19 protein-coding genes are annotated in these 26,249 nt (G+C 67.8%); 11 read left to right on the plus strand and 8 right to left on the minus strand.

Annotated elements, in window-relative coordinates; translation table 11 throughout:
• Positions 1–127: 127 nt before the first annotated feature.
• Positions 128–2,290: a prolyl oligopeptidase family serine peptidase gene (locus UU9_RS04785; RefSeq protein ID WP_007080591.1), complete on the plus strand. Its 2,163-nt coding sequence runs from the start codon at positions 128–130 to the stop codon at positions 2,288–2,290.
• 27 nt (positions 2,291–2,317) lie between these two features.
• On the opposite strand, the gene nagA is transcribed toward UU9_RS04785, so the two are convergent.
• From nagA to UU9_RS04800, 3 genes are all read right to left on the minus strand, one after another.
• A complete protein-coding gene (gene nagA / locus UU9_RS04790; RefSeq protein ID WP_007080592.1) occupies positions 2,318–3,457 on the minus strand; it encodes an N-acetylglucosamine-6-phosphate deacetylase in 1,140 nt (379 codons plus the stop codon).
• Positions 3,458–3,680: 223 nt separating this feature from the next.
• Complete coding sequence (locus UU9_RS04795) at positions 3,681–4,712, minus strand: SIS domain-containing protein (RefSeq protein ID WP_007080593.1); 1,032 nt, start codon at positions 4,710–4,712, stop codon at positions 3,681–3,683.
• A gap of 27 nt (positions 4,713–4,739) precedes the next feature.
• Positions 4,740–5,492 carry a GntR family transcriptional regulator gene (locus UU9_RS04800; RefSeq protein ID WP_007080594.1) on the minus strand — a complete coding sequence of 251 codons (753 nt, stop codon included), beginning with the start codon at positions 5,490–5,492 and terminating at the stop codon, positions 4,740–4,742.
• A gap of 240 nt (positions 5,493–5,732) precedes the next feature.
• On the opposite strand from UU9_RS04800, the gene zwf reads away from it, so the two are divergent.
• From zwf to UU9_RS04830, 6 genes are all read left to right on the plus strand, one after another.
• Positions 5,733–7,202 carry a glucose-6-phosphate dehydrogenase gene (gene zwf, locus UU9_RS04805; RefSeq protein WP_040670290.1) on the plus strand — a complete coding sequence of 490 codons (1,470 nt, stop codon included), beginning with the start codon at positions 5,733–5,735 and terminating at the stop codon, positions 7,200–7,202.
• A gap of 66 nt (positions 7,203–7,268) precedes the next feature.
• Positions 7,269–7,982, plus strand: a complete 714-nt coding sequence (gene pgl, locus UU9_RS04810; RefSeq protein ID WP_007080596.1) for a 6-phosphogluconolactonase — start codon at positions 7,269–7,271, stop codon at positions 7,980–7,982.
• Between the two features lie 82 nt (positions 7,983–8,064).
• Complete coding sequence (gene edd / locus UU9_RS04815) at positions 8,065–9,909, plus strand: phosphogluconate dehydratase (protein WP_007080597.1); 1,845 nt, start codon at positions 8,065–8,067, stop codon at positions 9,907–9,909.
• A gap of 55 nt (positions 9,910–9,964) precedes the next feature.
• Positions 9,965–10,609, plus strand: a complete 645-nt coding sequence (eda, locus tag UU9_RS04820; protein WP_040670291.1) for a bifunctional 4-hydroxy-2-oxoglutarate aldolase/2-dehydro-3-deoxy-phosphogluconate aldolase — start codon at positions 9,965–9,967, stop codon at positions 10,607–10,609.
• Positions 10,610–10,745: 136 nt separating this feature from the next.
• Positions 10,746–11,612, plus strand: a complete 867-nt coding sequence (locus tag UU9_RS04825) for a hypothetical protein (protein ID WP_007080599.1) — start codon at positions 10,746–10,748, stop codon at positions 11,610–11,612.
• 129 nt (positions 11,613–11,741) lie between these two features.
• Positions 11,742–12,701 (plus strand): ribokinase, encoded by a 960-nt coding sequence (locus UU9_RS04830; RefSeq protein WP_007080600.1) that lies wholly within the window; start codon positions 11,742–11,744, stop codon positions 12,699–12,701.
• Position 12,702: 1 nt separating this feature from the next.
• Here the strand turns inward: UU9_RS04830 and UU9_RS04835 are convergent, their stop codons facing one another.
• From UU9_RS04835 to UU9_RS18165, 3 genes are all read right to left on the minus strand, one after another.
• Entirely contained in the window at positions 12,703–13,758 is a 1,056-nt protein-coding gene (locus tag UU9_RS04835; protein WP_040670294.1) for a LacI family DNA-binding transcriptional regulator, read from the minus strand.
• 118 nt (positions 13,759–13,876) lie between these two features.
• Positions 13,877–15,154, minus strand: a complete 1,278-nt coding sequence (locus UU9_RS04840; protein WP_007080602.1) for a sugar MFS transporter — start codon at positions 15,152–15,154, stop codon at positions 13,877–13,879.
• Positions 15,155–15,436: 282 nt separating this feature from the next.
• Positions 15,437–15,643 (minus strand): hypothetical protein, encoded by a 207-nt coding sequence (locus UU9_RS18165; protein ID WP_162098768.1) that lies wholly within the window; start codon positions 15,641–15,643, stop codon positions 15,437–15,439.
• A gap of 3 nt (positions 15,644–15,646) precedes the next feature.
• On the opposite strand from UU9_RS18165, the gene glk reads away from it, so the two are divergent.
• The 4 genes from glk to UU9_RS04860 all read left to right on the plus strand — a co-directional run bounded on the left by glk (position 15,647) and on the right by UU9_RS04860 (position 23,253).
• Entirely contained in the window at positions 15,647–16,669 is a 1,023-nt protein-coding gene (glk, locus tag UU9_RS04845) for a glucokinase (RefSeq protein WP_193385289.1), read from the plus strand.
• Positions 16,670–16,783: 114 nt separating this feature from the next.
• Positions 16,784–19,516, plus strand: coding sequence for a TonB-dependent receptor (locus UU9_RS04850; RefSeq protein WP_007080604.1), 2,733 nt, complete (start codon positions 16,784–16,786; stop codon positions 19,514–19,516).
• A gap of 131 nt (positions 19,517–19,647) precedes the next feature.
• Positions 19,648–21,966, plus strand: coding sequence for a beta-N-acetylhexosaminidase (locus UU9_RS04855; protein WP_007080605.1), 2,319 nt, complete (start codon positions 19,648–19,650; stop codon positions 21,964–21,966).
• A 222-nt stretch (positions 21,967–22,188) separates the two neighbouring features.
• Positions 22,189–23,253, plus strand: a complete 1,065-nt coding sequence (locus UU9_RS04860) for an acyltransferase family protein (protein ID WP_007080606.1) — start codon at positions 22,189–22,191, stop codon at positions 23,251–23,253.
• A gap of 27 nt (positions 23,254–23,280) precedes the next feature.
• Here UU9_RS04860 and UU9_RS18235 read toward each other — a convergent pair whose 3' ends face one another.
• Together UU9_RS18235 and UU9_RS04865 are read right to left on the minus strand one after the other, a co-directional pair.
• Entirely contained in the window at positions 23,281–23,439 is a 159-nt protein-coding gene (locus UU9_RS18235; protein WP_193385290.1) for a hypothetical protein, read from the minus strand.
• A 1-nt stretch (position 23,440) separates the two neighbouring features.
• A partial coding sequence (locus UU9_RS04865; RefSeq protein WP_007080607.1) for an Lhr family helicase occupies positions 23,441–26,249 on the minus strand: 2,809 nt, incomplete at its 5' end.

The raw sequence follows: 26,249 nt of genomic DNA on the forward strand, positions 1-26,249 counted from the left end.
ATAGTCAGCATACCGGGCGATCCTCGGCGCTGGCCCCACCCCTGCCACAAGTCAGGCCCCGAAATCACCCGGAATCGAAGTGGCTCGCGTTACCCTCGTTGCCTTCGTTTTGCAGGGAGTTTCCGTCATGCGCCGAGCCCTCGTGGTGGCCATCCTGATGTTCTTGCCCACGACGGGCTGTCTCGCCCAGACGTCGACGGCGCCGACGCCGGATGCGCGTCCGCAGCTGCGCGACGTGTCGCTGATCGGCCAGCGTCTGCTGCCGCCGCCGACGCCCGCGCGAACCGACCGCAGCGTGCTGCACGGCGTGACCGTGGCCGATCCCTACCGCTGGCTGGAAAACCCCGACGATCCGCAGGTGCAGGCGTGGATCACCGCGCAGAACGCCTACACCGAAGCCGAGTTGGCGGCGATGCCCGAGGGTGCGGCGCTCACCGCGCGGGTGCGCCAGCTGGCGATCACTTCCACCACCCGCAGCGGGCCGGTGCTGGCCGGCGGCACGCTGTTCTACATGCAGCAGACGCCACCGCAGCCGCAGCCGGTGGTGATCGCGCAGGCCTGGCCCGACGGCGCCGCCAAAACGCTGGTGGACCCGAACGTCGACCATGGCAGCACCGCCATCACCGGCTACTGGCCGTCGCCAAAAGGACGCTACCTGGCTTACGGCAGTGCCGAGGGCGGCAGCGAACTGACCACGCTCCACGTGCTCGACGTGTCGAGCGGCAAGCTGTTGCCCGACACCCTGCCCTGGGCCGGCGGCGGCACCACGCCACAGGGCGTGGCGTGGGATGCGGACGAGCGCGGCTTCAGCTATGTGCGCTTTGTGCCGCCCACCCCCGGCAAGCCGGTGGAACAGTTCAACGCGGCGCTGGCGCACCACACGCTGGGCCAGCCCGCCACGGCCGACCGCACCGTATTTGGCCGCGATTATTCGAAGGTGGCCGAGTACGTGCTGGTCGATGACGCCGCCTCGGCGCAGGCCGCCGTATTGGCGTACGAAGGCGATGGCGGTCCGGCCGAGGTGTTCCTGCGCCGCGGCGGCGAATTCCGTCCGGTGCTGGGCCATGACGCCAACGTGCGCACCGCGGCATGGGTGTCTGGACGTCTATACGTGGCGACGTTCGCGGACGCGCCGCGCGGCCGCATCGTGGCGGTGGACGCGAACGGCGCCACCACCACGGTGCTGCCCGATAGCAAGGGCGCGATCCAGGAAATCGCGCCGCTGGGCAGCGGTTTCCTGGTGGTGCGCAGCGACGGCCCGGACTGGTGGGTCGAGCAGTACGACGCCAAGGCCGCCTTCGTGCGCCGGCTGCCGCTGCCCGCGCACGGCATCGGCGTGGGTGCGATCGCGTCCGAATCGGGCCAGGACAAGGCGCTGATCAGCTACAGCGGCTGGACCACGCCGTCGCGCTGGGTGGAATACGACGGTCGCAGCGGCAGCCTGAAGACGATTTTCCAGGTCAAGCCCGCCGCCGATTATTCGAAGGTGAAGGTGCAACGCATCGACGGCACCTCGAAGGACGGCACCAGGATTCCGGTCACCGTGCTGTCGATGTCCGGCGTCACCCCCAACGGCGCGCGCCCCACCATCCTGTACAGCTACGGCGGCTTCGACATTCCGATCAAGCCCGGCTTCGTCGGCGCCAACCTGGCCTGGCTGGAGCGTGGCGGCGTGCTGGCCTACGCCAACATCCGCGGCGGCAACGAGAACGGCCAGGCGTGGCACGCGCGAGGGCAGAAGCTGCACAAGCAGAACGTGTTCGACGATTTCCACGCCGCCGCGCTGGCGCTGTTCGACACGCGTTGGACCGACCGCGCCCACCTGGGCATCCTGGGCGGCAGCAACGGCGGCCTGCTGATGGGATCGCAGATCGTGCAGCACCCGGCCGACTACCGCGCCGTGGTGGCGCGCGTGGGCATCTACGACGTGCTTCGCCACGAGACGGATTTCGCCAACGGCCCGTACAACGTCAGCGAGTACGGCAGCGTCACCGATCCGGCGCAGTTCAAGGCCACGCTGGCCTATTCGCCGCTGCAGAATGTAAAGCCGCGCACCGCCTACCCGGCCGTGCTGATGACCACCGGCGCCAACGATCCGCGCGTGGCGCCGTGGCAGTCACGCAAGTTCACCGCCGCGCTGCAGAACGCCACCTCGTCGGATCAACCCATCCTGTTGCTGACCCGCATGAACGCCGGCCACGGCGTCGGCGCGCCCTTCAGCCAGCGCGTGGGCGACACCGCGATCGGGCTGACCTTCTTCGCGCATGAGCTGGGGTTGCCGGCCAAATAAAGCCCGCGCCCTTCGGCGTCGGGGGACTCAGTTCCCCACGCCGCCGATCCAGCTCTGCCGCACGCGGTAGTCGGCATCCAGCGCCACCAGATCGGCCTGGTAGCCGGCAGCGATGCGGCCGTGGCTGGCGCCCAGGCCCAGGAAATCGGCGGGGTAGGTGCTGGCCATGCGGGCGGCTTCGTCCAGCGGCAGGTGCAGCATTTCCACCGCGTTGCGCACGGCGCCGGCCATGTCCAGTGCGGAGCCCGCCAGGGTGCCGCCGGCGGTCTGGCAGACGCCGTCTTTCACGACGATGGTTTCGCCGTTGAGCTTGTATTCGGGGCTGTCGGCACCCACCGGCGGCATCGCGTCGGTGACCAGAACCATCTTGCCGCGCGCCTTGGCGGCGATCGCCACGCGCAGGCTGACCGGATGCACGTGGTGGCCGTCCGCGATGATGCCGCACCAGCTTTCGGCATCGTCCAGCGCCGCCCCGACCACGCCCGGCTCGCGGCTGCCGAACGGGGTCATGGCGTTGAACAGGTGGGTGAAGCCGCGCACGCCCGCGTCCAGCGCGGCGCGCGTGGTGGCGTAGTCGGCGGCGGTGTGGCCGGCGCAGACGATCACGCCGCTGGCCGCCAGCGCACTGATGCTGGCGGTGGGCATCTGGTCCGGCGCCAGGGTGATCAGCCGCACGCCACGGTGCGGCGCGCACAGCAACGCCAGCTCGTCGGCGTCGGGTACGCGGAAGAATTTCGGGTCGTGCACACCCTTGCGCGCGGGCGCCAGGTAGGGGCCTTCCAAGTGGATGCCGAGCACGCCCGGCACGCCTTCGGCCAGCGCCTGCTCCACCGCGGCCAGTGCTGCGCGCATCACCTCGGCGTCGTCGCTGATCAGCGTGGGCAGGAAGCCGGTGGTGCCGTAACGGCGATGGCCGACGCCGATCTGGCGGATCGTCTCCACCGTGGGCGCATCGTTGAACAGCACGCCGCCGCCGCCATTGACCTGCACGTCGATGAAGCCGGGTAGCAGGGTGGCGCCGGCCAGGTCGTGGGTTTGCGCGCCGCGCACGCGCGGATCGGCGGCCGGCAGCACGGCGGCGATGCGCGCGCCGTCGAGCAGGACGGCGACGTCGTCGCGCCAGCCTTCGGGAGTGAGTACGCGGCCGTTGATGAGGGCGAGATTCATGAGAAGTCCTGATGGATGAGAGCAGGTTGGGTGTGGCGTCGAGTGTCGGGCCTGCACTTCGACTTCGCCCGCTGGCGCGGGCTACGCTCAGTGCGAACGGTGTTTCGCACGGTGGTTTTCAGTGCGAACGGCGTCTCCTGGATCATCCATTACCTCCACCGTTCACCCTGAGCGTAGGCCGCAGGCCGAAGTCGAAGGGCCGCAGGCGCCGGCATACGAGCCATCAAACCGTTTCGGTGACCTTGTTCAAATGCGGCGGCACATCCGGGTTGAAGCCGCGCAGCAAGGCCAGTTCGCTGGCGGCGCGGTAGAAGCTCTGGATGATCAGCAGCGGCGTGCACAGCGCGGGCAGGCCGGTGGCGACCGGCAGCGTGCCTTCGCCCTCGAGGCCGGGCGCGGCCACGAATACCTGCGCGCCGCGGTTGCGGAATTCGCGCGCCACTGCCAGCGTGCTGTCCAGCGTGTCGTCGTCCTGGGCGAAGCACAGCACCGGGAAATCCGGGCCCACCAGCGCCATCGGGCCGTGCTTGACCTCGGCCGAACTGAACGCCTCGGCGTGCAGGCCGCAGGTTTCCTTGAACTTCAGCGCCGCTTCCAGCGCGATGCCCAAACCGAAACCGCGCCCCACCACGAACAGGTTGTGGGCGCCGGCCAGGCCACTGCTCAGCGGCGACCAGTCGGCATCCCAGTTGGCGCGCAGTGCGTCGGGCAAGGCCTGCAACGCGGTGGCCAGCGCCGGATCGCTTTTCCAGCGCGCGCACAGGTGCAGCACGGCGGCCAGCGCGGCGATGTAGCTCTTGGTGGCGGCCACGCTGCGCTCCGGGCCCGCATGCAGCGGGATCACCGTGTCGGCGAGTTTCGCCAGCGGCGAATCCTCCACGTTCACCAGCGCCACCACGCGCGCGCCGGCCAGCTTGGCCGCTTCCGCGTTGCGCACCAGGTCGGGGCTCTTGCCCGATTGCGAGATGGCGATGAACAGCGCGCCCTGCCACTGCTGCGGCGCTGCGTACACGGAGGTTACCGACGGCGAAGCCGAGGCGGTGGCGATGCCCAGCTGGGTTTCGAACACGTACTTGGCGTACGCCGCCGCGTGGTCGGAACTGCCACGGGCGCAGGTGACGATGAAGCGCGGCGGCTGTTCGCGCAGCGATTGCGCCAGCGCGGCGATCACGCCTTCGTTGGCGGCGAACTGGCGCGCCACGACATCGGCCGTCTCGTGCGCTTCGGTGTACATCAACGTGTCGCTGGCTGCCATGTCGGTGGTTTTTCCCAAGGTGAAAGATCAGTCGGTTTGCAGTTCCGCCACGAAGTCGTAGATATCGCCGCGGTACCAGGAGCAGGTGAACTCGACCACGCGGCCGTCGTCCAGAAAACTGCGCCGTTCGATGTTGAGCCCGGCGCTGCCCGCGGAAACGTGCAGCAGGCGCGCCTGATGGGCGTTCAGCGACACCGCGCGCAAGCGCTGCAGCGCGCGTCGCGGGCGGGCATTGAAGCGTTCCAGCGCCTCGTACAGCGAGTCGCTGACCAACATCGGGTCGGGCAGCAGGCTGGCCGGCACGGCGCTGCGCTCGATCGCCAGCGGTTCGTCCTGGCCGTAACGCACGCGGTGCAGGCGCGCCACGATCGAACCGGGCGAGAGGTTCAGCGCCATCGATTCTTCCGGCGTCACTTCGCCCAGGCTGCGCTCGAAGAATTCGGAACGCGGCGACAGCCCGCGCTCGCGCAGATCCTCGGTGAAGCTGGTCAGCCGCGACATCGGTTTCACGATGCGCTCGGCCACGAAGGTGCCGGCGCCGTGGCGTTGATGCAGCAGGCCATCCTCGACCAGCCCGGCGATCGCCTTGCGCACCGTGACGCGTGACAGTTTCAGCGTCTGCGCCAGGTCGCGTTCGCTGGGCAGGGTCTGCCCCGGCTCGATGCCGCGGCGCTCCACGATGTTGCGGATCGCGCGGCGCAGGCGCAGATACGCCAGCGGTTGATAGACGGCCGGATCGTTGCAGATCCGCTGATATTCGAGTGCCAGGGCGCTTTCCATAGTTACGAAAGATACCAATAGCGGACCAGTTAGACAACTGCGACACTTCCTGCAGGTAATGAGCGCCTGCATGGCGTGGGTGGGCATGATTTCCGAAGTCGATGGGTTTTGTCCACCCTGCGCCACCGTTTGGTGGGGGAACTGGTGCGCTGTGGTATTCCACTGGTATGATCGACGCCGAACCGCGTGGGCGACCCCGTTCGCCCATCCCCTAACTGCTGCTGTCGTTGAGGTGAAGGCGTGACTGTGATTTCCCTGCCGGTCGAACCGTTCGACCTGGTCATTTTCGGTGGTACCGGCGACCTTGCCCTGCGCAAACTGCTGCCGGCCCTTTTCCATCGCTTCGTGGACGGCCAGATCCCGGCCGAGAGCCGCATCATCGGCGTGGCCCGCGAAGTGCTCGACGACGACGGTTACCGCGCCTCGCTGCGCAAGACGCTGAACGCGCTGGTCGGCAGCGAGCCGGCCAAGGTCGACCAGTTCCTGCAGCAGGTCGGCTACCGCCCGCTGGATGCGCGCAAGGATGCCGGCTGGGACGACTTCGCCGCGCTGATCGGCGAGCAGCCCGACCACGTGCGGGTGTTCTACCTCTCCACCTCGCCGGACCTGTTCGTTGACCTGTGCGCCCGCCTGGGCCAGTACGGGCTCAACGAGGGCAAGTCGCGCGTGGTGCTGGAAAAGCCCATCGGCCGCAGCCTGGAGAGCGCCAACCGCATCAACGACGACGTGGGCCGCGTGTTCAACGAATCGCAGACCTTCCGCATCGATCATTACCTGGGCAAGGAGACGGTGCAGAACCTGCTGGCGTTGCGCTTCGGCAATGTGCTGTTCGAGCCGCTGTGGAACTCCGCCCACATCGACCACGTGCAGATCACCGTGGCCGAAACGCTGGGCCTGGGCCGTCGCGCCGGTTACTACGACCACGCCGGCGCGCTGCGCGACATGGTGCAGAACCACATCCTGCAGCTGCTGTGCATGGTGGCGATGGAGCCGCCGTCATCGCTGTCGCCCGACGCGGTGCGCAACGAGAAGCTGAAGGTGCTGAACGCGCTGAAGCCGATCGACGCCAGCAACGCCAGCCAGCTCACCGTGCGCGGCCAGTACCGCGCCGGCGTGGCCGAGGGCGCCAGCGTGCCCGGTTACCTCGATGAGCTGGAAAGCCATCAGTCCAACACCGAAACCTTCGTGGCGCTGAAGGCGGAAATCGCCAACTGGCGCTGGGCCGGCGTGCCGTTCTACCTGCGCACCGGCAAGCGGCTGCCCAGCCGGGTGTCGGAAATCGTGGTGGCATTCAAGCCGGTGCCGCACTCCATCTTCGACGCCTCGGCCGGCCCGGTGGTGCAAAACCGACTGGTGCTGCGGCTGCAGCCGGACGAGGGCGTGAAGCTGTGGCTGAGCATCAAGCACCCCGGCCCCGGCGGCCTGCGCCTGCGCCACGTGCCGCTGGACATGAGCTTTGCCGAGGCATTTGGCGTACAACAGCCGGATGCGTACGAGCGCCTGCTGCTCGACGTGGTGCGCGGCAACCCCACCCTGTTCATGCGTCGCGACGAGGTGGAGGCCGCATGGAAGTGGGCCGATCCGATCCTGGCCGCCTGGGCCGGCAGCAACGAGTCGCCGCGTCCGTATGCGGCCGGCAGTTGGGGTCCCAGCGCCGCAGTGGCATTGATCGAGCGCGATGGCCGCACCTGGCACGAAGACAACGATTGATCCGCGGGCGTTCGCGCCCTTGTTCCCATCCATAGCGCCGCCGTTGCGCGGCGCCCTCTTGATGCCATGTCTCCCCTACTGAACGTCACCACCCACAGTTTCACCGATTGCAAGGCGCAGGCCGCGGCGCTGGCCGAGCGCATCGCCGGCCACCTGCGCGAGGGGATCGATCAGCGCGGCAGCGCCGCGCTGGCCGTCTCCGGCGGCAGCACGCCGAAGGATCTTTTCGCCCGTCTCTCGCGCGAGGCGCTCGACTGGTCCCGCGTGCACATCACCCTGGTCGACGAGCGCTGGGTGCCGGACACCGACGAGCGCTCCAACGCCCGGCTGGTGAAGGCGACGCTGTTGCAGAACGCCGCCAGCGCGGCGCAGTTCGTGCCGCTGTACACCGGCGCGGAAAGCCCGGAGGCGGGCCTTGCCGAGGCGAACGCGCGCATCGACGCGCTGCCGCATCCGTTCGATGCGGTGGTGCTGGGGATGGGCGATGACGGCCATACCGCCTCGTTCTTCCCCGGTGGCGATCACCTGGCCGAGGCGCTCGATCTGGACGGCCAAACGCGGGTGTTGCCGATGCGCGCGCCCGGCGCGGGCGAGCCGCGCATCACGCTGAGCCTGCCGGCCGTGCTCGATACCCGGGCGCTGTACCTGCTGGTGACCGGCGCCACCAAACGCGACGTGCTGGCCGATGCCAGGCTGGGCCTGGGGGCTGCGCAACATTATCCGGTGCGCAGCGTGCTGAGTCAGACCCGCGCGCCGCTGGCCGTCTATTGGTGCCCGTAACGGCCGTCACGGCGCGCTTCATCCCGATCGCCACCGAACACAAATGGCCGCCGCAACCGGCCGACATCCACGGAGTTTTGTCATGAGTACGCTGCACCCCGTCATTGCCGAAGTCACCCAGCGCATCATCGAGCGCAGCCGCCCCACGCGCAGTGCCTACCTGGCACGCATCGACGAGGCCTGCGGCAAGGGCGTGTACCGCCATCGCCTGGGCTGCAGCAATCTGGCGCACGCCTTTGCCGCCAGCGGCGACGACAAGGTCGCGTTGCGCGGCACCGTCACGCCGAACGTGGGCATCGTCACGTCCTACAACGACATGCTCTCGGCGCACCAGCCGTATGAACCGTACCCCGAGCAGATCCGCCAGGCCGCGCGCCTGGTCGGCGCCGTGGCCCAGGTGGCCGGCGGCGTGCCGGCGATGTGCGACGGCGTGACCCAGGGCCGCGCGGGCATGGAGCTGTCGCTGTTCTCGCGCGAGGTGATTGCGATGGCTACCGCAGTGGCCTTGTCGCATGACACCTACGACGCGGTGCTGATGCTCGGCATCTGCGACAAGATCGTGCCCGGCCTGCTCACCGCGGCGCTCACCTTCGGCCACCTGCCGACCATCTTCGTCCCCGCCGGCCCGATGACCAGCGGCCTGTCGAACGACAAGAAATCCAAGGTGCGCCAGGCCTACGCCGAGGGCAAGGCGACGCGCGAAGAACTGCTGGAGGCCGAATCGGCCGCCTACCACGGGGCCGGTACCTGCACCTTCTACGGCACCGCCAACTCCAACCAGATGCTGATGGAGATCATGGGCCTGCACCTGCCCGGCTCCAGCTTCGTGACCCCCAACACGCTGCTGCGCGACGCGCTGACCCGCGCCGCCGTGTACCGCGCGGTGGCGATCACCGCACTGGGCGAGGAATACACGCCGATCGGCCACCTCGTCGACGAGCGCACCATCGTCAACGGCGTGATCGGCCTCAACGCCACCGGCGGCTCCACCAACCACCTGCTGCACCTGGTGGCGGTGGCGCGCGCCGCCGGCATCATCCTCACGCTGGAGGATTTCGACGCGATCTCGGCGGTGGTGCCGCTGCTGGCGCGGGTCTACCCCAACGGCAGCGCCGACGTGAACCACTTCCATCAGAGCGGCGGCATGCCGTTCCTGATCGGCTCCCTGCTCGACGCCGGCCTGTTGCACGGCGACGTGCGCACGGTGTGGGGCGAAGGCATGGCGCCGTACCGCCGCATGCCCGCGCTGGATGCCGACGGCAAGCTGGTCTGGAACGAGGTCGTGGCCAGCAGCAACCTGGACGTGCTGCGCCCCGCCGCCGAGCCGTTCCGCGCCGACGGCGGCCTGCGCGTGCTCAAGGGCAACCTCGGCCTGTCGGTGATCAAGGTCTCCTCGGTGCCCGACGACCACATGGTGGTCGAGGCGCCCGCGGTGATCTTCAACGACCAGGAAGAAATGCTGGCCGCCTTCAATCGTGGCGAGCTGGAGCGTGATCTGGTGGCCGTGGTGCGCTTCCAGGGTCCCAAGGCGATCGGCATGCCCGAGCTGCACAAGCTCACCCCGCCGCTGGGCCTGCTGCAGTCGCGCGGCTTCCACGTGGCGCTGGTCACCGACGGGCGCATGTCCGGCGCCTCCGGCAAGATTCCGGCGGCGATCCACGTGACGCCCGAGGCGATCGACGCCGGCCCGCTGGGCAAGCTGCGCGATGGCGACGTGATCCGGCTCGACGCCATCGCTGGTACGCTGGAAGCGAAGGTGGACGCCGCCGAATGGGCCGCCCGGCCGCAGGCCGTGGCCGATCTCAGCGCCCATCACAGCGGCATGGGCCGTGAGCTGTTCGCGATGATGCGCAACGCCGTCGGCGGCGCCGATACCGGCGTGACCGTGTTCGGCACCACCGATCGCCATCACGCCGCCGACTTCTGAACCCCGCGCCGGCGCGCCGCGCCGGCCTCTTCGATACAGACGGATGCCATTGACCATGACATTGCAGGAAACGCGACAACAGAAACTGGCCACCATTCTCAAGCTTGCCCCGGTGGTGCCGGTGGTGATCATCGACGACGTCAGCCACGCGGTGCCGATGGCTCGCGCGCTGGTGGCCGGCGGCATTCGCACGATCGAAGTCACCTTGCGCACGCCGGCCGCGATGGATGCGGTTCGCGCCATCGTCGCCGAGGTCAAGGAAGCCGTGGTCGGCGTGGGCACCGTGCTGCGCGGTGGCCAGCTGGAAACCGCCCGCCTCGCCGGCGCGCATTTCGCCGTCTCCCCCGGCACCTCGCCGCGCCTGCTCGACGCGGCGGACGACAACGAACTGCCGCTGTTGCCCGGCGTGGCCACCGCCAGCGAGGCGATGGCCCTGCTCGAGCGCGGCTATGAACACCTGAAGCTGTTTCCCGCCGTGCCGGTAGGCGGCGCCAAGCTGCTCGCCGCCTGGGCCAGCCCGCTGCCGCAGATCCATTTCTGCCCCACCGGCGGCATCAACCTGGCGAATGCGATCGACTTCCTGAAGCTGACCAACGTGGTCTGCGTGGGCGGCTCCTGGCTGACGCCGGCGGACAAGATGGCGCGTGGTGACTGGGCCGGCATCGAGCAACTCGCGCGCGAGGCCGCCGCGCTGAAGTAAGCGGCATCTACAGCATGTGGGAGCGACTTCAGTCGCGATGCTCTTGTTTGTAGCTTGAGGCTTCCAAGGCCTTGCAAGCAAAAGCATCGCGACTGAAGTCGCTCCCACATGTGTTTTGTGCAGTCGGGACATTCCGTTGATCGACGTCTTTCTCGCCATCGCATGCAGCGTGCTGGTCTCGGCGCTGCTCAAGCTTGCCCGCCGTTTCGGTGTGGATGTGGGCCAGGCGATCGCGTGGAACTACGCCGTCGCCAGCGTCCTCGTGGCGCTGATGCTGCAGCCGGACGTCGCCGCCCTGCGCAACGTGGCGGTGCCGTGGCTGGCGCTGATCGGCCTGGGCCTGCTGTTGCCGACCATCTTCCTGGCGCTGGGCGCCTCGGTGCGCCACGCCGGCATCGTGCGCAGCGATGCGGCACAGCGCCTGTCCCTGCTGTTGTCGTTGCCGGCGGCGTTCGTGTTCTTCGGCGAATCGCTGCGCCCGGCCGCCGCCATCGGCATCGTGCTGGGTTTGCTGGCGCTGGCGGCGATGCTGTGGCGACCCGCACCATCGCCCGCCGCGCCCGCAACGGCCAGCGCCGCACGCTGGCTCTACCCGCTGCTGGTGCTGGCCGGTTTCGGTGTCATCGACATCCTGTTCAAGCGCGTGGCGCAAGCCGGCGTGCCGCTGGCCACCTCGTTGCAGGCGATGTTCGCGCTGGCGCTGCCGGTGGCCTTCGCCCTGGCGCTGTGGCGTCGCTGCCGCGGCGGCGCCCGTTTCACCGCGCGCAACCTGCTTGGTGGCGTGCTGCTGGGGCTGTTCAACTTCGGCAACATCCTGTTCTACCTGCGCGGCCATCGCGCGCTGCCGCAACATCCCGCGCTGGTCTTCGCCAGCATGAACATCGGCGTGGTGGCGCTGGGCGCACTGGTCGGCGTACTGCTGTTCCACGAACGGTTGAGCCGGCTCAACCTCGCCGGCGTGCTGCTGGCGGCCCTGGCGATCGGCGGTATCGCCTGGCCGTAACATCCAGGCTTCGATCTCCATGTGGGAGCGACTTCAGTCGCGATGCCTTTGCTTGGCTCCGGAACAGGAGCATCGCGACTGAAATCGCTCCTGCATTCATACTGGGCGCTGCCGATTCGTGGGGCTTTCATGAGCAAATCCATCCGCAACAACGTCCTGATCGTGGGTTCGGCCAATCTGGATTTCGTGATACGCGTGGCCCACGTGCCGGCGCCGGGTGAAACCGTACTTGGCCGCGACGCGCGCGCGTTCCCGGGCGGCAAGGGCGCCAATCAGGCGGTGGCCAGCGCCCGTGCCGGCGGCGCGCCGACACGCATGCTGCTGGCGCTGGGCGACGACGCCAATGCGGGGCCGGTCGAGGCGTCGCTGCGCGCGGCAGGCGTGCGGCCGCAGGTCGTGCGCATGGCCGGTGAGCCCACCGGCATGGCGTTCATCTGCGTCGCCGACGATGCCGAAAACGCCATCACCGTCGCCGCCGGCGCCAACGGTTTGCTGGACGCCAGCGCAATGCCCGCGCTGGACGACGTCGGCCAGCTGCTGATGCAACTGGAGATTCCACTCGACACCGTGCTCGATTGCGCCCGCGCGGCGCGCCGTGCCGGCAGTCGCGTGATCCTAAATGCGGCGCCCGCGCGCGCGCTGCCCGACGAACTGCTGTCGCTGGTGGATGTGCTGGTGGTCAACGAAGGCGAGCTGATCGCGCTGGGCGGCCACCCCGGCGACTTGCGTCGGTCGCTGGACGCCATCACGGTGCCATGCGTGGTGGTGACCCTGGGCGCGCGCGGTTGCGTGGCGCGCATCGACGGCGAGTTCCTGCTGCAAGCTGCGTTCGCCGTCGAGCCATTGGACACCACGGCCGCAGGCGATACGTTCTGCGGTGTGCTGGCCGCTGCCCTGGCGCAGGGTGAGCCGTGGCCGCAGGTGCTGCGCCGCGCCAGCGCCGCTGCGGCCCTCGCCTGCACCCGCTTGGGCGCGCAGGCGAGCATTCCGGATGTGGCGGAAGTGGATGCGCTGCTGCAGCAGGCGGATGGGCGCGAGGCGCCGGCATCGCGCGCCGCGCTGGCGCGCTGCTTCGGGCTCGGTCAGTAATTCAGCGCGTGCGTTTTTTCGGCGCGCTGCGCAGCGGCCCGGTTGAGCCGCGCACCACCAGTTCCGGGCTGAAGCCGTGGTTGACGGGGTCGACGGGCTCGCCGTGGGCGTCGTGTTCCAGGCCGCTGATCAGCCGACGTGCGGCGTGCCGGCCGATTTCCTCGGTGGCCTGGCGGGCGGTGGTGAGCGCGGGCCACGACTGCTTGGAGAACGGGCTGTCCTCGAAGCCGGTGATCGACAACTCCCACGGCACGCTGATACCGCCCGAATGCGCCGCCGCCAGCACGCCGGCGGCGATCTCGTCGTTGGAGCCGAAGATGGCGGTGGGCCGATCCTTCAGCGCCAGCAGCTTGCGCGCGCCGCGGAAGCCGTCGTCGAACGAATAATCGCCGGCCACGATCAGCTTGCGATCCAGCGTGATGCCGTAATCCTTCAGCGCATCCTCGTAGCCCTGGTAGCGCTCGCCGCTGGAGCGGTGCTCGCGGCCGCCCCACAGGAAACCGATGCGCTGGTGACCCAGCTGGATCAGGTGCTCGGTGATCGCGTACGCCGCATCGCGGTCGTCCACGTAGACGCAGGGGTAGCCATCCTGCGGATCGCTGCGCGCGGAAATGATGCGCATGAACGCGATGCCGGCGTCGGCCAGGGTCTTGATCAACTCCGGTTGCTCGGACATCGGCGGTGCCAGCACCAGCCCGGCCAGGCGCGAGTGCTGCACCAGCGCACACAGCTCCTCGGCCAGTTTCGGCGAGGAGGCGTCGCAGGGATGGATCTGCAGGCCGTAGCCGCTTTCGCGGCAAACCGACAGCACGCCGCGCTGCATGCTGATGATGTAGTGCGCGTTGGGGTTGTCGTAGACCAGGCCCAGCAGGCGCGCCCGTGTACTGCGCAGGCTGCGGGCGGAAGGGTCGGGGCGATAGCCCAGGGTGTCGATCGCCCGCTGCACTTTCTCGCGCGTGCGTTCGTGTACCGAGGCCTCGTGGTTGATCACCCGCGATACGGTTTTCAGCGACACGCCAGCCAGTTCGGCAACATGCTTGATGGTGGCGTTACGCAATGACGGATCCTTCAGGCGATCGGGCCGCACGGCGGCGGCACCAACACGGTGGCACGCGCGAAAGCCGCGTGCCGGATCAGCCATTCTAGCGGCGCGGGCGCCCGGACGGCCAAATGCGTCACGCCGTCGTGTCCTGGCCCACGCGGTGTCCGGCCAGCCCGTAATACAGGATGTACAGGTAGCACGGCACCATCAGCAGCAGGAACGCCAGCTGGAAATCGATGTGCTGCTTCAGGTGCACGAACAGCTGCGGCACGATCGCGCCGCCGGCGATGCCCATGATCAGCAGCGCCGAGGCGAACTCGGTGAAGCGCCCCAGCCCCTTGATCGCCAGCGGGAAAATCGCCGGCCACATCATCGCGTTGGCAAAGCCCAGCGCCGCCACGAAACCCACCGACACATAGCCGTGGGTGAGAAACGCGCCGATGGTGAACAACACGCCCAGCACCGCCGACATCGCCAGGTAGCGCTGCTGCGACATCACCCGCGGAATCATCAGCAGCCCGGCGATGTAGCCCAGCAGCATCGCGCCCAGGGTGAACGCGGTGAAGAATTTCGTCTCGTCCAGCGGCAGGCCGAAGCCCGCGCCGTAGGTGCCGATGGCGTCCCCCGCCATCACCTCCACACCCACGTACAGAAACAGGCACAGCACGCCCAGCCACAGGTGCGGATAGGCGAGGATGCCGCGACGCGAGGTGGCGCCGGCGCTGTTGGCGGTGGACGCTTCCACCTCCGGCAGTGACGAGCGCACCACCCAGATCGCCAGCAGCACCAGCACGCCGGCCATCACCATGTACGGCGTGTGGATTTTCGCGGCGAAGGTATTGAGCAGCACTTCGCGCGTGGCCGGGTCGGCGGCCTTCACCTGCTGGTCGATATCACCGATGCCGTGCAGCACCAGCGCACCGATCAACAGCGGCGCAAGAATGCCTGCGAACTTGTTGCAGATACCCATCACCGCGATGCGCTGCGCCGCGCTCTCGATCGGCCCCAGGATGCTGATGTATGGATTGGACGCGGTCTGCAGCAATGAAAGGCCGGCGCCGATCACGAACAGCCCGAACAGCGCACCGGGGAAAATCCGCATCGTGGCGAACTGCCCGAACAGCACCGCGCCGATCGCCATCACGAACAGGCCCAGCGCCATGCCGCGCTTCATGCCGGTGACTTTCAGGATCGCCGAGGCCGGCAACGACAGGAAGAAGTACGACAGATAGAAGGCCATCGGCACCAGGAAGGCATTCACGTCGTTGAGGTCGAAAGCCAGCTTGACGAAGGTGATCAGTGGCCCGTTGAGCCAGGTCACGAAGCCGAAGATGAAGAACAGGACGCCGATGATGATGATCGGCCCAAGATTCGAGCGGTCTGCCTGCGCCGTGTCCAGCGTGGTTGCCATGCGTATTCCCCCGATGCCCGCCACCGACGATGGCGCTGATGATCGCCCCCGATGGCGGCGTCGAAACGGAGGCGAAGCGCCCCCGCTGACGGAATGTCTCGCAATTGGACAGAAAGTGCAACGTTGTCAATAAATGCCCGCGAGAGACGCCGGGTATGGCCATCCATATCGCTGGTTACGAGACGTGTTTGTGCCGTTCTTGCGGCGATGCCGCATCCGCAGGATGATCCGATGAAATGGAAATATGCCTTAAAACAAGGCATATTTTGCGACCGATTCGATTCAGTCGATGACGCCGAGCCAAATGTATTGCGACGCATCATGCCGTGCTCGGAAATTTGTCGCCGAAGGTTTGACAACGTTGTCATTTTCAGTCCATGCTCCGTCCCCATCAGCACCCGTGCGATCTGCTGCGGCGGCAATGCCCGCATCGCACGGCAAACCTGGCAAGGGAGAATCGGGGTGGGGGAAGTGGTCAACCAGCGTCATGTCATGTCGCCGTCGACGGCGGCGGATCATCGGGTCGCGCCGTTCCTGGCTGCCGATGTCGGTGGCACGCATGCGCGCATCGCGCTGGTCGCCCCGGCGGCGAACCGCCGGCAGCCGATCGACGTGTTGCACTACCGCCGCTACCAGTGCGCCGCCTGGCCCAGTCTTACCGCCGTGTTGCGCGACTTTGTCGAGCAGTTGCCGGGCGTGGCGCTGGAGCAGGCGCCGGCGGAATGCGCGGTGGCCTGCGCCGGCTACGTGCTGGGCGACGCCATCGTCAATGAAAACCTGCCCTGGCCGGTATCCATCGGCGACATCCGCCAGAGCCTGGGCATCAAGCGGATCGCGGTGATCAACGATTTCGAAGCGCTTGCCTACGCCACGCAGTTTGTCGATCAGGCCGATACGCGCGCCGTCATCGACGCGATCCGGCCGACCGCGCCCGGCCCGGTGCTGGTGATGGGGCCGGGCACCGGGCTGGGTTCGGCGGTGCTGATGCCGGGTGAGCCGCACGCCCACGTGCTGGCCACCGAGGCGGGGCAGATTTCACTGGCGCCGGGTACCGAGCGCGAGCGGCAGGTGTTGCCCTTGCTGGCGCACGGGCGCGACTACGTCTCGTACGAGAACGCGCTCTCCGGCCCCGGCCTGCTGAATCTCTACCGCGCGCTGTGCAGCCTGCATCGCACGTCGCCCGCGGCGACCACACCCGCCGACGTCACCGCCGCGGCACTGGCGGGCGAGGACCCGGCCGCGGTCGAGGCGCTGGACATGTTCTGCGGGCTGCTCGGCAGCTTCGTCGGCGACCTGGTGATGCTGTACGGCGCGCGCGGCGGCGTGTACCTGGCCGGCGGCATCCTGCCGCAGATCCACGGCTTCCTGGCGTCCAGCACCTTCGCCGAACGCTATTTCAACAAGGGCGTGATGCGCGCCTATCTGCAACAGGTTCCGGTTCGATTGATTGAGCACGGCCAGCTTGGCGTCATGGGTGCTGCAGGCTGGTTTCTCGAAGAGCGGAGGAACACGTGACACGTCGGCGGCACCGGGCATCCAGCCACACAACCTGCGATCCATGAAGAGCTCGACCGTCGGCATTCCGTTCGCCGGTCACCAAACCAGCCACCTCTGAGGGGAGGAAACACCATGAACTACCGCAAGACCATGCTCGCCGCGAGCATCATCACCGGTTTGTGCCTGTCGGGTGCGGCATTTGCCCAGGACAGTGCGCAGAGCCCTGCCTCGACGACCCAGACGGCCAGCCAACGCGCCAAGGCCGCCCAGGAAAAGGACGCGACGCAACTGGTCGGCGTGACCGTCGTCGGCATCCGCGCCAGCTTGCAGAAGTCGTTGGACACCAAGCGCAACCTCGACACCATTTCCGATTCGATCACCGCCGAGGACATCGGCAAGTTCCCCAACACCAACGTCGCCGAGGCGATGTCGCTGATGCCGGGCGTCACCATCGACCGTCGTTTTGGCCAGGGTGAGCGCGTCAGCATCGACGGCACCGATCCCAGCCTCAACCTCAGCTTCCTCGACGGCCACCCGGTGGCGCAGGCGATCTGGCTGTATGGCGAATCGCCGAATCGCGGTTTCGACTACACCATGATGGCGCCGGAAATCCTCGGTCGCCTGGAAGTGATCAAGTCGTCCGAAGCACGCCTGCCCGAAGGCAGCCTGGGCGGCACGGTGCTGATGCATTCGCGCAAGCCGCTCGACCTGGACGCCAATACCATCAGCGGTTCGGTGGGCTATACCTACAACGACCAGGCCGAAGGCGGCAAGCCGAACATCTCGGCGCTGTACAGCTGGAAGAACACCGAAAGCACCTTCGGTTTCGACATCGCCGCACAGCACTTCGAGGAGCGGATCGATCGCCAGGGCCTGGAAATCTTCGGCTACACGCCGGTGTCGGCCTTCGCCGCGGTGAACCCGAACATCGCCGCCCAGGTGGCTGCCGGCGAACTGCGCCCGAACGACATGGTGCCGCAGGAAGTCAACGCGGCGTACTTCCAGCAGACCCGCAAACGCGACAGCGCGTTGTTCAACTTGCAGATCAAGCCGAACGACCAGTTCTCGGCCAACCTGAGCGGCCTGTACATCAAGGAGAACTTCGACAGCTACAACCAGTCGATGTACAACTTCATGACGCAGAACACCTCGTCGATGCAGGCGGTCGATTCGTTCACGCCGACGACCAACGGCGTGGTCTCCGGCGGTCACACCAGCTCCAACCCGGGCAGTGGCACCGGCCTGATCTACGACAACCAGCTGCGCCAGTCCGAAGTGACGACCAAGGGCGCCGACCTGAAAGCCGACTACACCGCCGACAGCTGGTCGCTCGGTGGCCAGATCGGCATGAGCAAGTCCGACAACCCGAACATCAACCAGTACCTGCTCGAGCCGACCTACCAGGGCGGTTACAGCTGGGGCATCAACCAGGGCTTCCAGGCCGATGACCAGGCCGCCGTGCACAATCCGGCCAACTGGGGCGGCGGCTGGCTGGGCAACAACGGCAAGTTCGCGTCGCACGCCAAGGATCGGTACGCGCAACTCGACTTCAGCAAGAACTTCGATGGCGTGATCAACCAGTTGCTGGTCGGCGTGCGCTACAACAAGCACAACGAAGACTATGCGCTGCATGTCTATGGCGGCGTCACCCCCGGCACGCTGGCCGACGTCGGCACCATCGGCGACACCGACATCCTTAACGCCCTGCCGGGGATCAACGGCAACACCGGGCAGCACATCCAGGTCGGCGCCGGCAATATCCAGGACTGGATCAACAGCAGCTCGCTCGATTTCGACAACCCGGATCCGGGCTCCACCATCAACAACACGTGGCAGCTGGAGCAGAAGAACACCGCGGCCTATGCGCAGTTGAACTACTCCACCGATGTGCTGCGCGGCAACGTGGGCGTGCGTTGGGTCCGCACGGAGACGGCGAGCACGGCCTACACCAAGCCGAACGACGCGGCGCCCGTATTGCCGGCACCGGCGGGATGGTGGGGTACCACGAAGAACACGAAGAACAACTTCCTGCCGTCGGTCAACGTGACCTACGACAACGGCGGTGACGTGGTGCTGCGCGCGGCGGCCTCCAAGGTCATGGCCTGGGCGCCGTACAACCTGATGGTCAACCAGACCTTCCTCAACGACACCGTGCTCACCGGCAGCGGCGGCAGCCCGTCGATCGACCCGTACAAGTCGTACAACTTCAACGTGTCGGCCGAGTGGTACTTCGCGCCGCAGTCGGTGCTGGCCGGGTCGGTCTTCTTCAAGCACGTGCTCAACTACATCCTGATCACGCCCGGAAACGAGGTGCAGTACAACTCGATCCGCGATACCGATCCCACCACCTGGGCCAGCCTGGTCGGCTCGCACGGCTGCACCGCGGACGGCTTCTGCGATTACAGCGTGTCGCGCCCGCACAACGGCGGCGGCGCACGGGTGAAGGGCTTCACCCTGAACTACCAGCAGGCGTTTGGCGAGACCGGCTTCGGCCTGATCACCAACTACACCTTCGCCACCGGCAAGACCAATGCCGGCACCGCGATGCCGTACCTGTCGCGCAACTCGGTCAGCGTCAGCCCGTACTTCGAGAAGGGCGCGTTCACCGGCCGCGTCAACTACAACTGGCGCAGCAAGTACCAGGGCGTGGGCTACGTGGCCGGCGCGCCGGCGGCGACCACGGACGACTACACCGACCTCAGCGCCAGCGTGGGCTGGACCTTCAACCCGAACTTCTCGTTGTCGCTGGATGCGCTGAACCTGACCAACCAGAAGTACTTCCAGTACACCGACACGCCGAACCTGCCGAACGCGAAGTACACCACCGGCCGTCGTTACATGGCCAGCCTGCACTTCAAGTTCTGACCCACCCCCGTACCTCCCGGGCCATGGATGGCCCACCACCAACCCCCTTTCCGGGCCCGTCAGGCACACTGTACGGGCCCTTTTTTTAAAGCGTGTCGCGCGGTTCCGGCGACCCACGATGGAGATGGACCATGACGCGTCGTCTGCCCACCTTTCTGCATGCCTGCGCATGGCTCTTTGCCGCCGTGATGGCGGTCTTGCCCGCGGCCACCCGCGCCGGCGACGCGGTGGTTCCGCTGATCCCGCAGCCGGCGCAGGTCACCGTCACCGAGGGCCGATTCACGGTAGGCGTCGATACGCCCATCGTGATCGCCGATGACGGGAAGGGCACGGCCGGCACCGCCGCTTACCTGTCCGACCTGGTCGAGCGCACGCGCGGTTTGCACCTGCGTGTGCAGCGCGGTCCGGCGCCCGCGCATGCCATCGTCCTGCAGCGTGACCCGCAGGCCGTCGTGACGCAGGCCGAGGGCTATGCGCTGGATGTCACGCCCGCGGGCATCCGCATCAGCGCGCGCGATGACGCCGGCCTGTTTCATGGCGCCATCACCCTGTGGCAGTTGCTGACGCCCGATGCGCAGCACGGCCCGGTGACGCTGGCGGCCATGCGGATCCGCGACCAGCCGCGTTTCGCCTGGCGTGGCCTGATGCTGGATTCCGTGCGCCATTTCCAGAGCGTGGCCGAGGTGGAAACGCTGATCGACCAGATGGCGCAGCACAAGATGAACACGCTGCACTGGCACCTTACCGACGACCAGGGCTGGCGCATCCAGATCAAGCGCTACCCCGAGCTCACCCGCATCGGTGCGTGGCGCACGCCGCCGGATGCCGGGAAAAACGGCGAGCCGAAACGCTACGGTGGCTTCTACACCCAGGACCAGATCCGCCAGGTGGTCGCCTACGCCGCCGCGCGCCACATCACCATCGTGCCGGAGCTGGACATGCCCGGCCACGCGCAGGCCGCGGTGGCCGCGTACCCGCAGCTGGGCGTCACCGGCCAGCGGCCGCAGGTATCCATCGACTGGGGCGTGAACCCCTGGCTCTACAACGTCGACGACGACACCTTCACCTTCATCGACAACGTGCTGGACGAGGTGCTGGCGTTGTTCCCGTCCACGTATATCCACGTCGGCGGCGACGAGGCGATCAAGGACCAGTGGCAAGCCTCACCCGCGGTGCAGGCGAAGATGCGCGAGCTGGGCATCACCAGCGAGAACGCAATGCAAGGCTGGTTCATCGACCGCATCGGCCAGTACCTGGATAAGCACGGACGCAAGCTGATCGGCTGGGACGAAATCCTCGAAGGCGACAACCTGCCGGCCGATGCCACGGTGATGTCCTGGCGCGGTACCGACGGCGCGATCAAGGCCGCGATGCTGGGCCACGACGTGGTGATGGCGCCCGCGCCGAATCTCTACTTCGACCACGTGCAAAGCGAGCTGGAGGATGACTACGCCGGCCGGCTGGGCGTGGAATCCCTGCGCAGCATCTATGGTTTCCAGGTGGTGCCGGCCATTCTGGGCGCCGCACAGGCGAAGCACGTGCTGGGCGTGCAGGCCAATGTATGGACCGAGCACATGCCCACCTTCGCCCATGTGGAGCATGCGGTATTCCCGCGCCTGGATGCGCTCAGCGAGGTGGCCTGGTCGCCGGCCGCGAGCAACCACTGGCCCGCCTTCCTGGCCCGCCTGCCGGCGCAACTGGAGCGCTACAAGGCGCAGCGGATTCCGTACGCCGACGGCGCGTTCGCGGTGGATATCGCGATCGATCGCACCGTCGCGCTGGTCACCGGCCGGGCCACGGTCACGCTGGCCAACCAGACCGACTTCGGCAACATTCACTACACGACCGACGGCAGCACGCCCACCCTCGACTCGCCGCGCTACGACGCACCGTTCAACGTGACGCTGCCGATCACCGTGCGCGCCGCCAGCTTCGCGACGGATGGCAGCGAACTGGCTGCCGCGCGCCAGCGCGTGCTCGATCGCGCCAGTCTGCTCACGGTGGCCGGCAACAGCATGCCGAACTGCCCCGGCAGCGATTTCCGCCTGCGTGTGCAGCCGCTGCCGGACGCCGCGTCGACGGCGCCGGTGTACACCATCAACGTCTTCGACAGCTGCCATCTTTATCCGGCCACGCCACTGGACGGGCTGAGGTCGATCCGCGTCGATACCGCGCGGCTGGTACGCAACTTCGCGATGGCCCACGACCAGAAGCTGGTGGTGTCGCGCCCGCGGCGCACGCCGTTCGGCGAGCTGGTGGTGCACCGCGATACCTGCAATGGCCCGGTGCTGGCCAGCATGCCGCTGCCCGATCCCACCCACAGTGCGCGCAACTTCACCCTCAACGCGGCGCTGCCCGCGCAGCAGGGCGAGCACGCGCTGTGCCTGATCTACACGGCGCCGATCGAAGGCGCGCTGTATGCGATCGGCCAGGTGTCGCTGACGCCGTGACGTGCTTCCCACCATGCAGGACCGCCGTACTCCCTCCCCTGCAGCGCAGGGGAGGGTTGGGGAGGGGTTGCTTTTGATCTGCTCCGCCACCCGGCGCAACCCCCTCCCAACCTCCCCCTGCGCGCAGGGGGAGGAGCGGAAACGCCGTGCTCCCTCTCTGCTTGCAGGGAGGGTTGGCGAGGGTCGCTGCTGATCTGCGCGCACTGACGTCATGAAGCCCCCATGAGCAAACGCCTCCCCTCCCTCGACGCCTTGCGCGGCTGCACGGTCGCGGCGATGTTGCTGGTCAACGACCCCGGCGACTGGGGGCATATCTACGCGCCGCTGGAACACGCGCCGTGGCACGGCTGCACGCCAACCGATCTGGTGTTTCCGTTCTTCCTGTTCGTGGTCGGCGTGTCGAGCGCGCTGGCCCTGCTGCCGCGGCTGGAGCAGGGTGTGGCGCCCGGCGCCCTGGTGAAGGCCGCGCTATGGCGCGCGCTGCGCATTCTTGCGCTGGGCGTGGCGATCAACCTGCTGGCGGCGTGGTTGCTGCCGCATGCGCACCTGCGTTTTCCGGGCGTGTTGCAACGGATCGGCATCTGCTTCGCCGCGGTCGCGCTGTTTGCGGTCCATACCCGACCGCGCACGCAATGGATCGCGATCGGCGGCATCCTGCTTGGTTACTGGGGCTTGCTGCTGGCGGGCGGTTCTGTGGCGCCGTGGGTGAATATCGTCAGTCGCACCGACAGCGTCGTGTTCGGCCACTTCGTCTACCTGATCGACCCGGCCACCGGCCGCGGCCACGATCCCGAAGGACTGCTCGCCACCCTGCCTTCGCTCGCCACCACCTTGCTGGGCCTGCGCGTCGGCTGCTGGTTGCGCCGTAGGGAGATCCGCCGATTGCTGATCGCCGGTGTGCTGTTGCTGCTGCTCGGCGCGCTGTGGTCGCTGTGGCTGCCGCTCAACAAGAACCTGTGGACGTCGTCGTTCGTGCTGTGGACAGCCGGCTGGGCCACGCTGGCGCTGCTGGCCTTCCACTGGCTGATCGATCGGCATGGCTGGCCGGCCTGGGGTCGCCGTTTCGGCGTCAACGCCATCGCCGCCTATGCCGGCTCCGAACTGATGCAGATCCTGCTGTCCGCGCTGGGCTGGAACCAGCCGATCTACCAGCACCTGTTCGCCGGCTGGATGACGCCGCACTTCGGCCCGTACGTGCCTTCGCTGGCGTTTGCCATCGCGTTTGTCACGGTGTGGTGGCTGATCGTGTGGGCGATGGATCGGCGGCGGGTCTATCTGAAACTGTAGGCATGCGTGTGGGGCCGGCCTCGAGGTTCAGCGCCGGCCGCGCAAGGCCTTGATGAAGGCGATCATCAGCAGCACTCCAAGCAGCAGGCCGACACCGGCGCCCCACAAGGCGCCCAGGTCACCGGCGATCAGATAGCCGATGCCGAATCCCGTCGGAAACAACAGCAGTACCGGCAGACAACCCACCTCAGGGCGCCACCGCCGGTGCTTCCGGCTGCGACGGCGGATAGCGCAGCAGCGCGTGCTTCGCGTGTTGCTGATCGGCCTCGGCCAATTCCACCAACGCGTTGACCTTGCCGCCGACCAGCGCCGCGATCGGCGCGCCATCGCGGTACAGCACGCGCGAGCCGGTCACCGCCGCGACCTTGTCACCCACCAGCACCGTGCCGACCAGGTTCAGCGGATCGCTGCCGCTGACCGAAACCAGTTCGCCATCGTTGGCACGCCTGCGCACTGCACGCAACGGCGCGATGGCTTCGGGCAACGCGAACTGCTCGCCGACCAGTCCCTCCACGAAACGCCCGCCGCGAATCTCGCCACGCGCCTCCAGCCGGTGATAGACGCGCAGCAAGTCGCGCCACGGCGGCAGCCACGGCGCTTCGCGCTCCAGCAGCTTCCAGAACACCACGCCGTAGCGGCGAAGCAGAGCACGTGCAACGTGTTCGGCTTCATCTGAATCAAACCGGCGCGTAGCGCCACCATCGCCTCCTCTCCCCTGCGGGGAGAGGATTGAGGTGACGGGTCGCTCTTGCCGCAAGCCTCCATCTGCCTTTCGCGCGAGCACCCGCCCCTCATCTGCCCTGTCGGGCATCTTCTCCCCGGAGGGGAGAAGAGAACGGCTGCGCACCAACGACCAGCGCCCCGCATCCTCGATGCTGCTCAGCTGATGCCGCCGCACCCGCCGATGCCTGCCGCCATCGCGCTTGGCCGCCGGCAGCAACAGCGCGCGCAAACCCGCAAAACTGTCGGCACGAACCTGACCCGCGGCCACCAGTTCACCCAGCGCATTCTCCAGCTCGGTGCGCAGCAAACGCGTGGCATCCATCAACTCGTCGAAAAACAGCGCCCCGCGTTCGCCCAGTGCGTCGGCCACGGCCTGGGCGCGCGACGACAACGCGGCATCGGCCGACTCCCGTTCCGCGACGGACGTCCAGACGGCCATTTCGCGTCGCGGCAGCAACACGATCGGCGTGCTGCGCACCGGCCCGCCGCTGCCGCCACCGCTGCGCAGCCGGGTCCAGCCGATGCGCCCGGCGCGGCACAGATCGTCCAGCCAGCCGATCGAATAATCGGCGACGCGCGCGGGCAGGATCTCCGCCTCCCACGCGCCGGCCGCCGCTTCGTAGCCCTCCAGTTGCGCCAGCGTGGCCGCCAGCGCATCCGGCCCATTGAGTCGCGCGGCGGCCGATACGTGCTGCCAATCGAACAGGAAACGCATCAGGTCGCGCCGGCTGACCGGTTCGATTTCCCGCCGCAGGCGGCCGATCGTATAGCGGTGGATGCGCGCCAGCAGGTGGCGCTCGCACCATTCCGTGGCGCTGGCATCCGCGGTGAAGCGGCCCTGCATCACGAAGCCCTCGGTTTGCAGGCGCAGCAGCGCGTGTTCGACCTCGCCCGCTTCCACCGCCATCGACCCGGCCAGCGCGGCCACGGTGACCGGGCCGAGCCCGCCCAGGCGGCGGCGCACCAATTCCAGCAGCGCGTCCTCGCGTGTCCAGGTTTGTGCGGCGTATTCGGCCGGGGCGGCAATCGATGGCTGCGTCACCGCGTCGGGATGAAGTGCCAGCCAGACAGGCAGCTGCTCGGCGGACGTCCAGATGACGGCAGCCTGTGTAGGAGCGCACCCTGTGCGCGAGCTCTCGGTTTCAGAGCCAGAAGCATCGCGCACAGGGTGCGCTCCTACAGTGAGCCGTGTCGCGCGGGCGGACTGGGCCAACGCCTGCAATCGTTCGTCCCAGCCCGCGTTGGTGCCGGCCTCGATAACGGTGACAAAACCCAGCAAGGTCAGCGCTTCATGCATCTCGTCGGCGTCGCGCACCTGCGGCCAGGCTTCCTCGCGTACGGCGGCGATCGCGTCGGGATCGAGCCGGCCCAGGTCGCCGGCATCGTCGGCGCCCCAGCGCCGCGTCTGCACGGCCTGCGTGCGGCGTTCTTCCAGCGGTGCGTCATCGAGAAACGCATACGGCGCCGCATTCAGCACTTCGGCCGCCAGCGGGCTGGGGCCGGTGAGGTCGCGAGCCACGATGGTGATTTCGCCCGCCTCCAGCGAACGCAGGATGGCCAGCAACCCATCCACGTCCATCGCCTCGCGCAGGCAGTCGTGCATGGTCTGGTTGACCAGCGGATGATCGGGCACCTCGCGCTCGCCCACGATGTTTTCCAGGCAGGCGACCTGGTCGGGGAACACCGCGGCCAGCAGGTCCTCGCTTTTCATGCGCTGCAACGGCGGCGGCGTGCGCTTGCCGCCGGTGAAGCGCGGCAGCGCCAATGCGGTGACGGCATTCCAGCGCCAGCGCGCGGGGAACAGCGGCGCGTCCAGCAGCGCCTGCACCAGTACGTGCTCGGCGGTGTTGGAGTGCAGGTAGTGCGCCACTTCCTCCAGCGGAAAGCTGTGGCTGGTGGACAGCGACAGCACGATCGCATCCTCGGTCGCCGCCGCCTGCAGCTCGAAGTTGAACTGGCGGCAGAAGCGCTTGCGCAGCGCCAGCCCCCACGCGCGATTGATGCGGCTGCCCCATGGCGTGTGGATCACCAGCTGGGTGCCGCCGGATTCGTCGAAGAAGCGCTCCAGCACCAGGGTGCGCTGGCTGGGGAGGACGCCCAGCGCGGCCTTGGCGCGGGCGAGGTAGTCGACGAGTTGCTGGGCGGCGGCGTCGTCGAGGCCCAGCTCGTTGCGCAGCCACGCAAGCGCCCGCGCCTTACCCCCCTCTCCCGCTTGCGGGAGAGGGGCCGGGGGAGAGGGCTCGGGCGTGCGGGAATGTTCGGCAAGCACCGTG

Origin of the sequence: Rhodanobacter fulvus Jip2, assembly GCF_000264315.1 — a bacterium.
In the GTDB taxonomy this organism is placed as follows: Bacteria; Pseudomonadota; Gammaproteobacteria; order Xanthomonadales; family Rhodanobacteraceae; genus Rhodanobacter; species Rhodanobacter fulvus.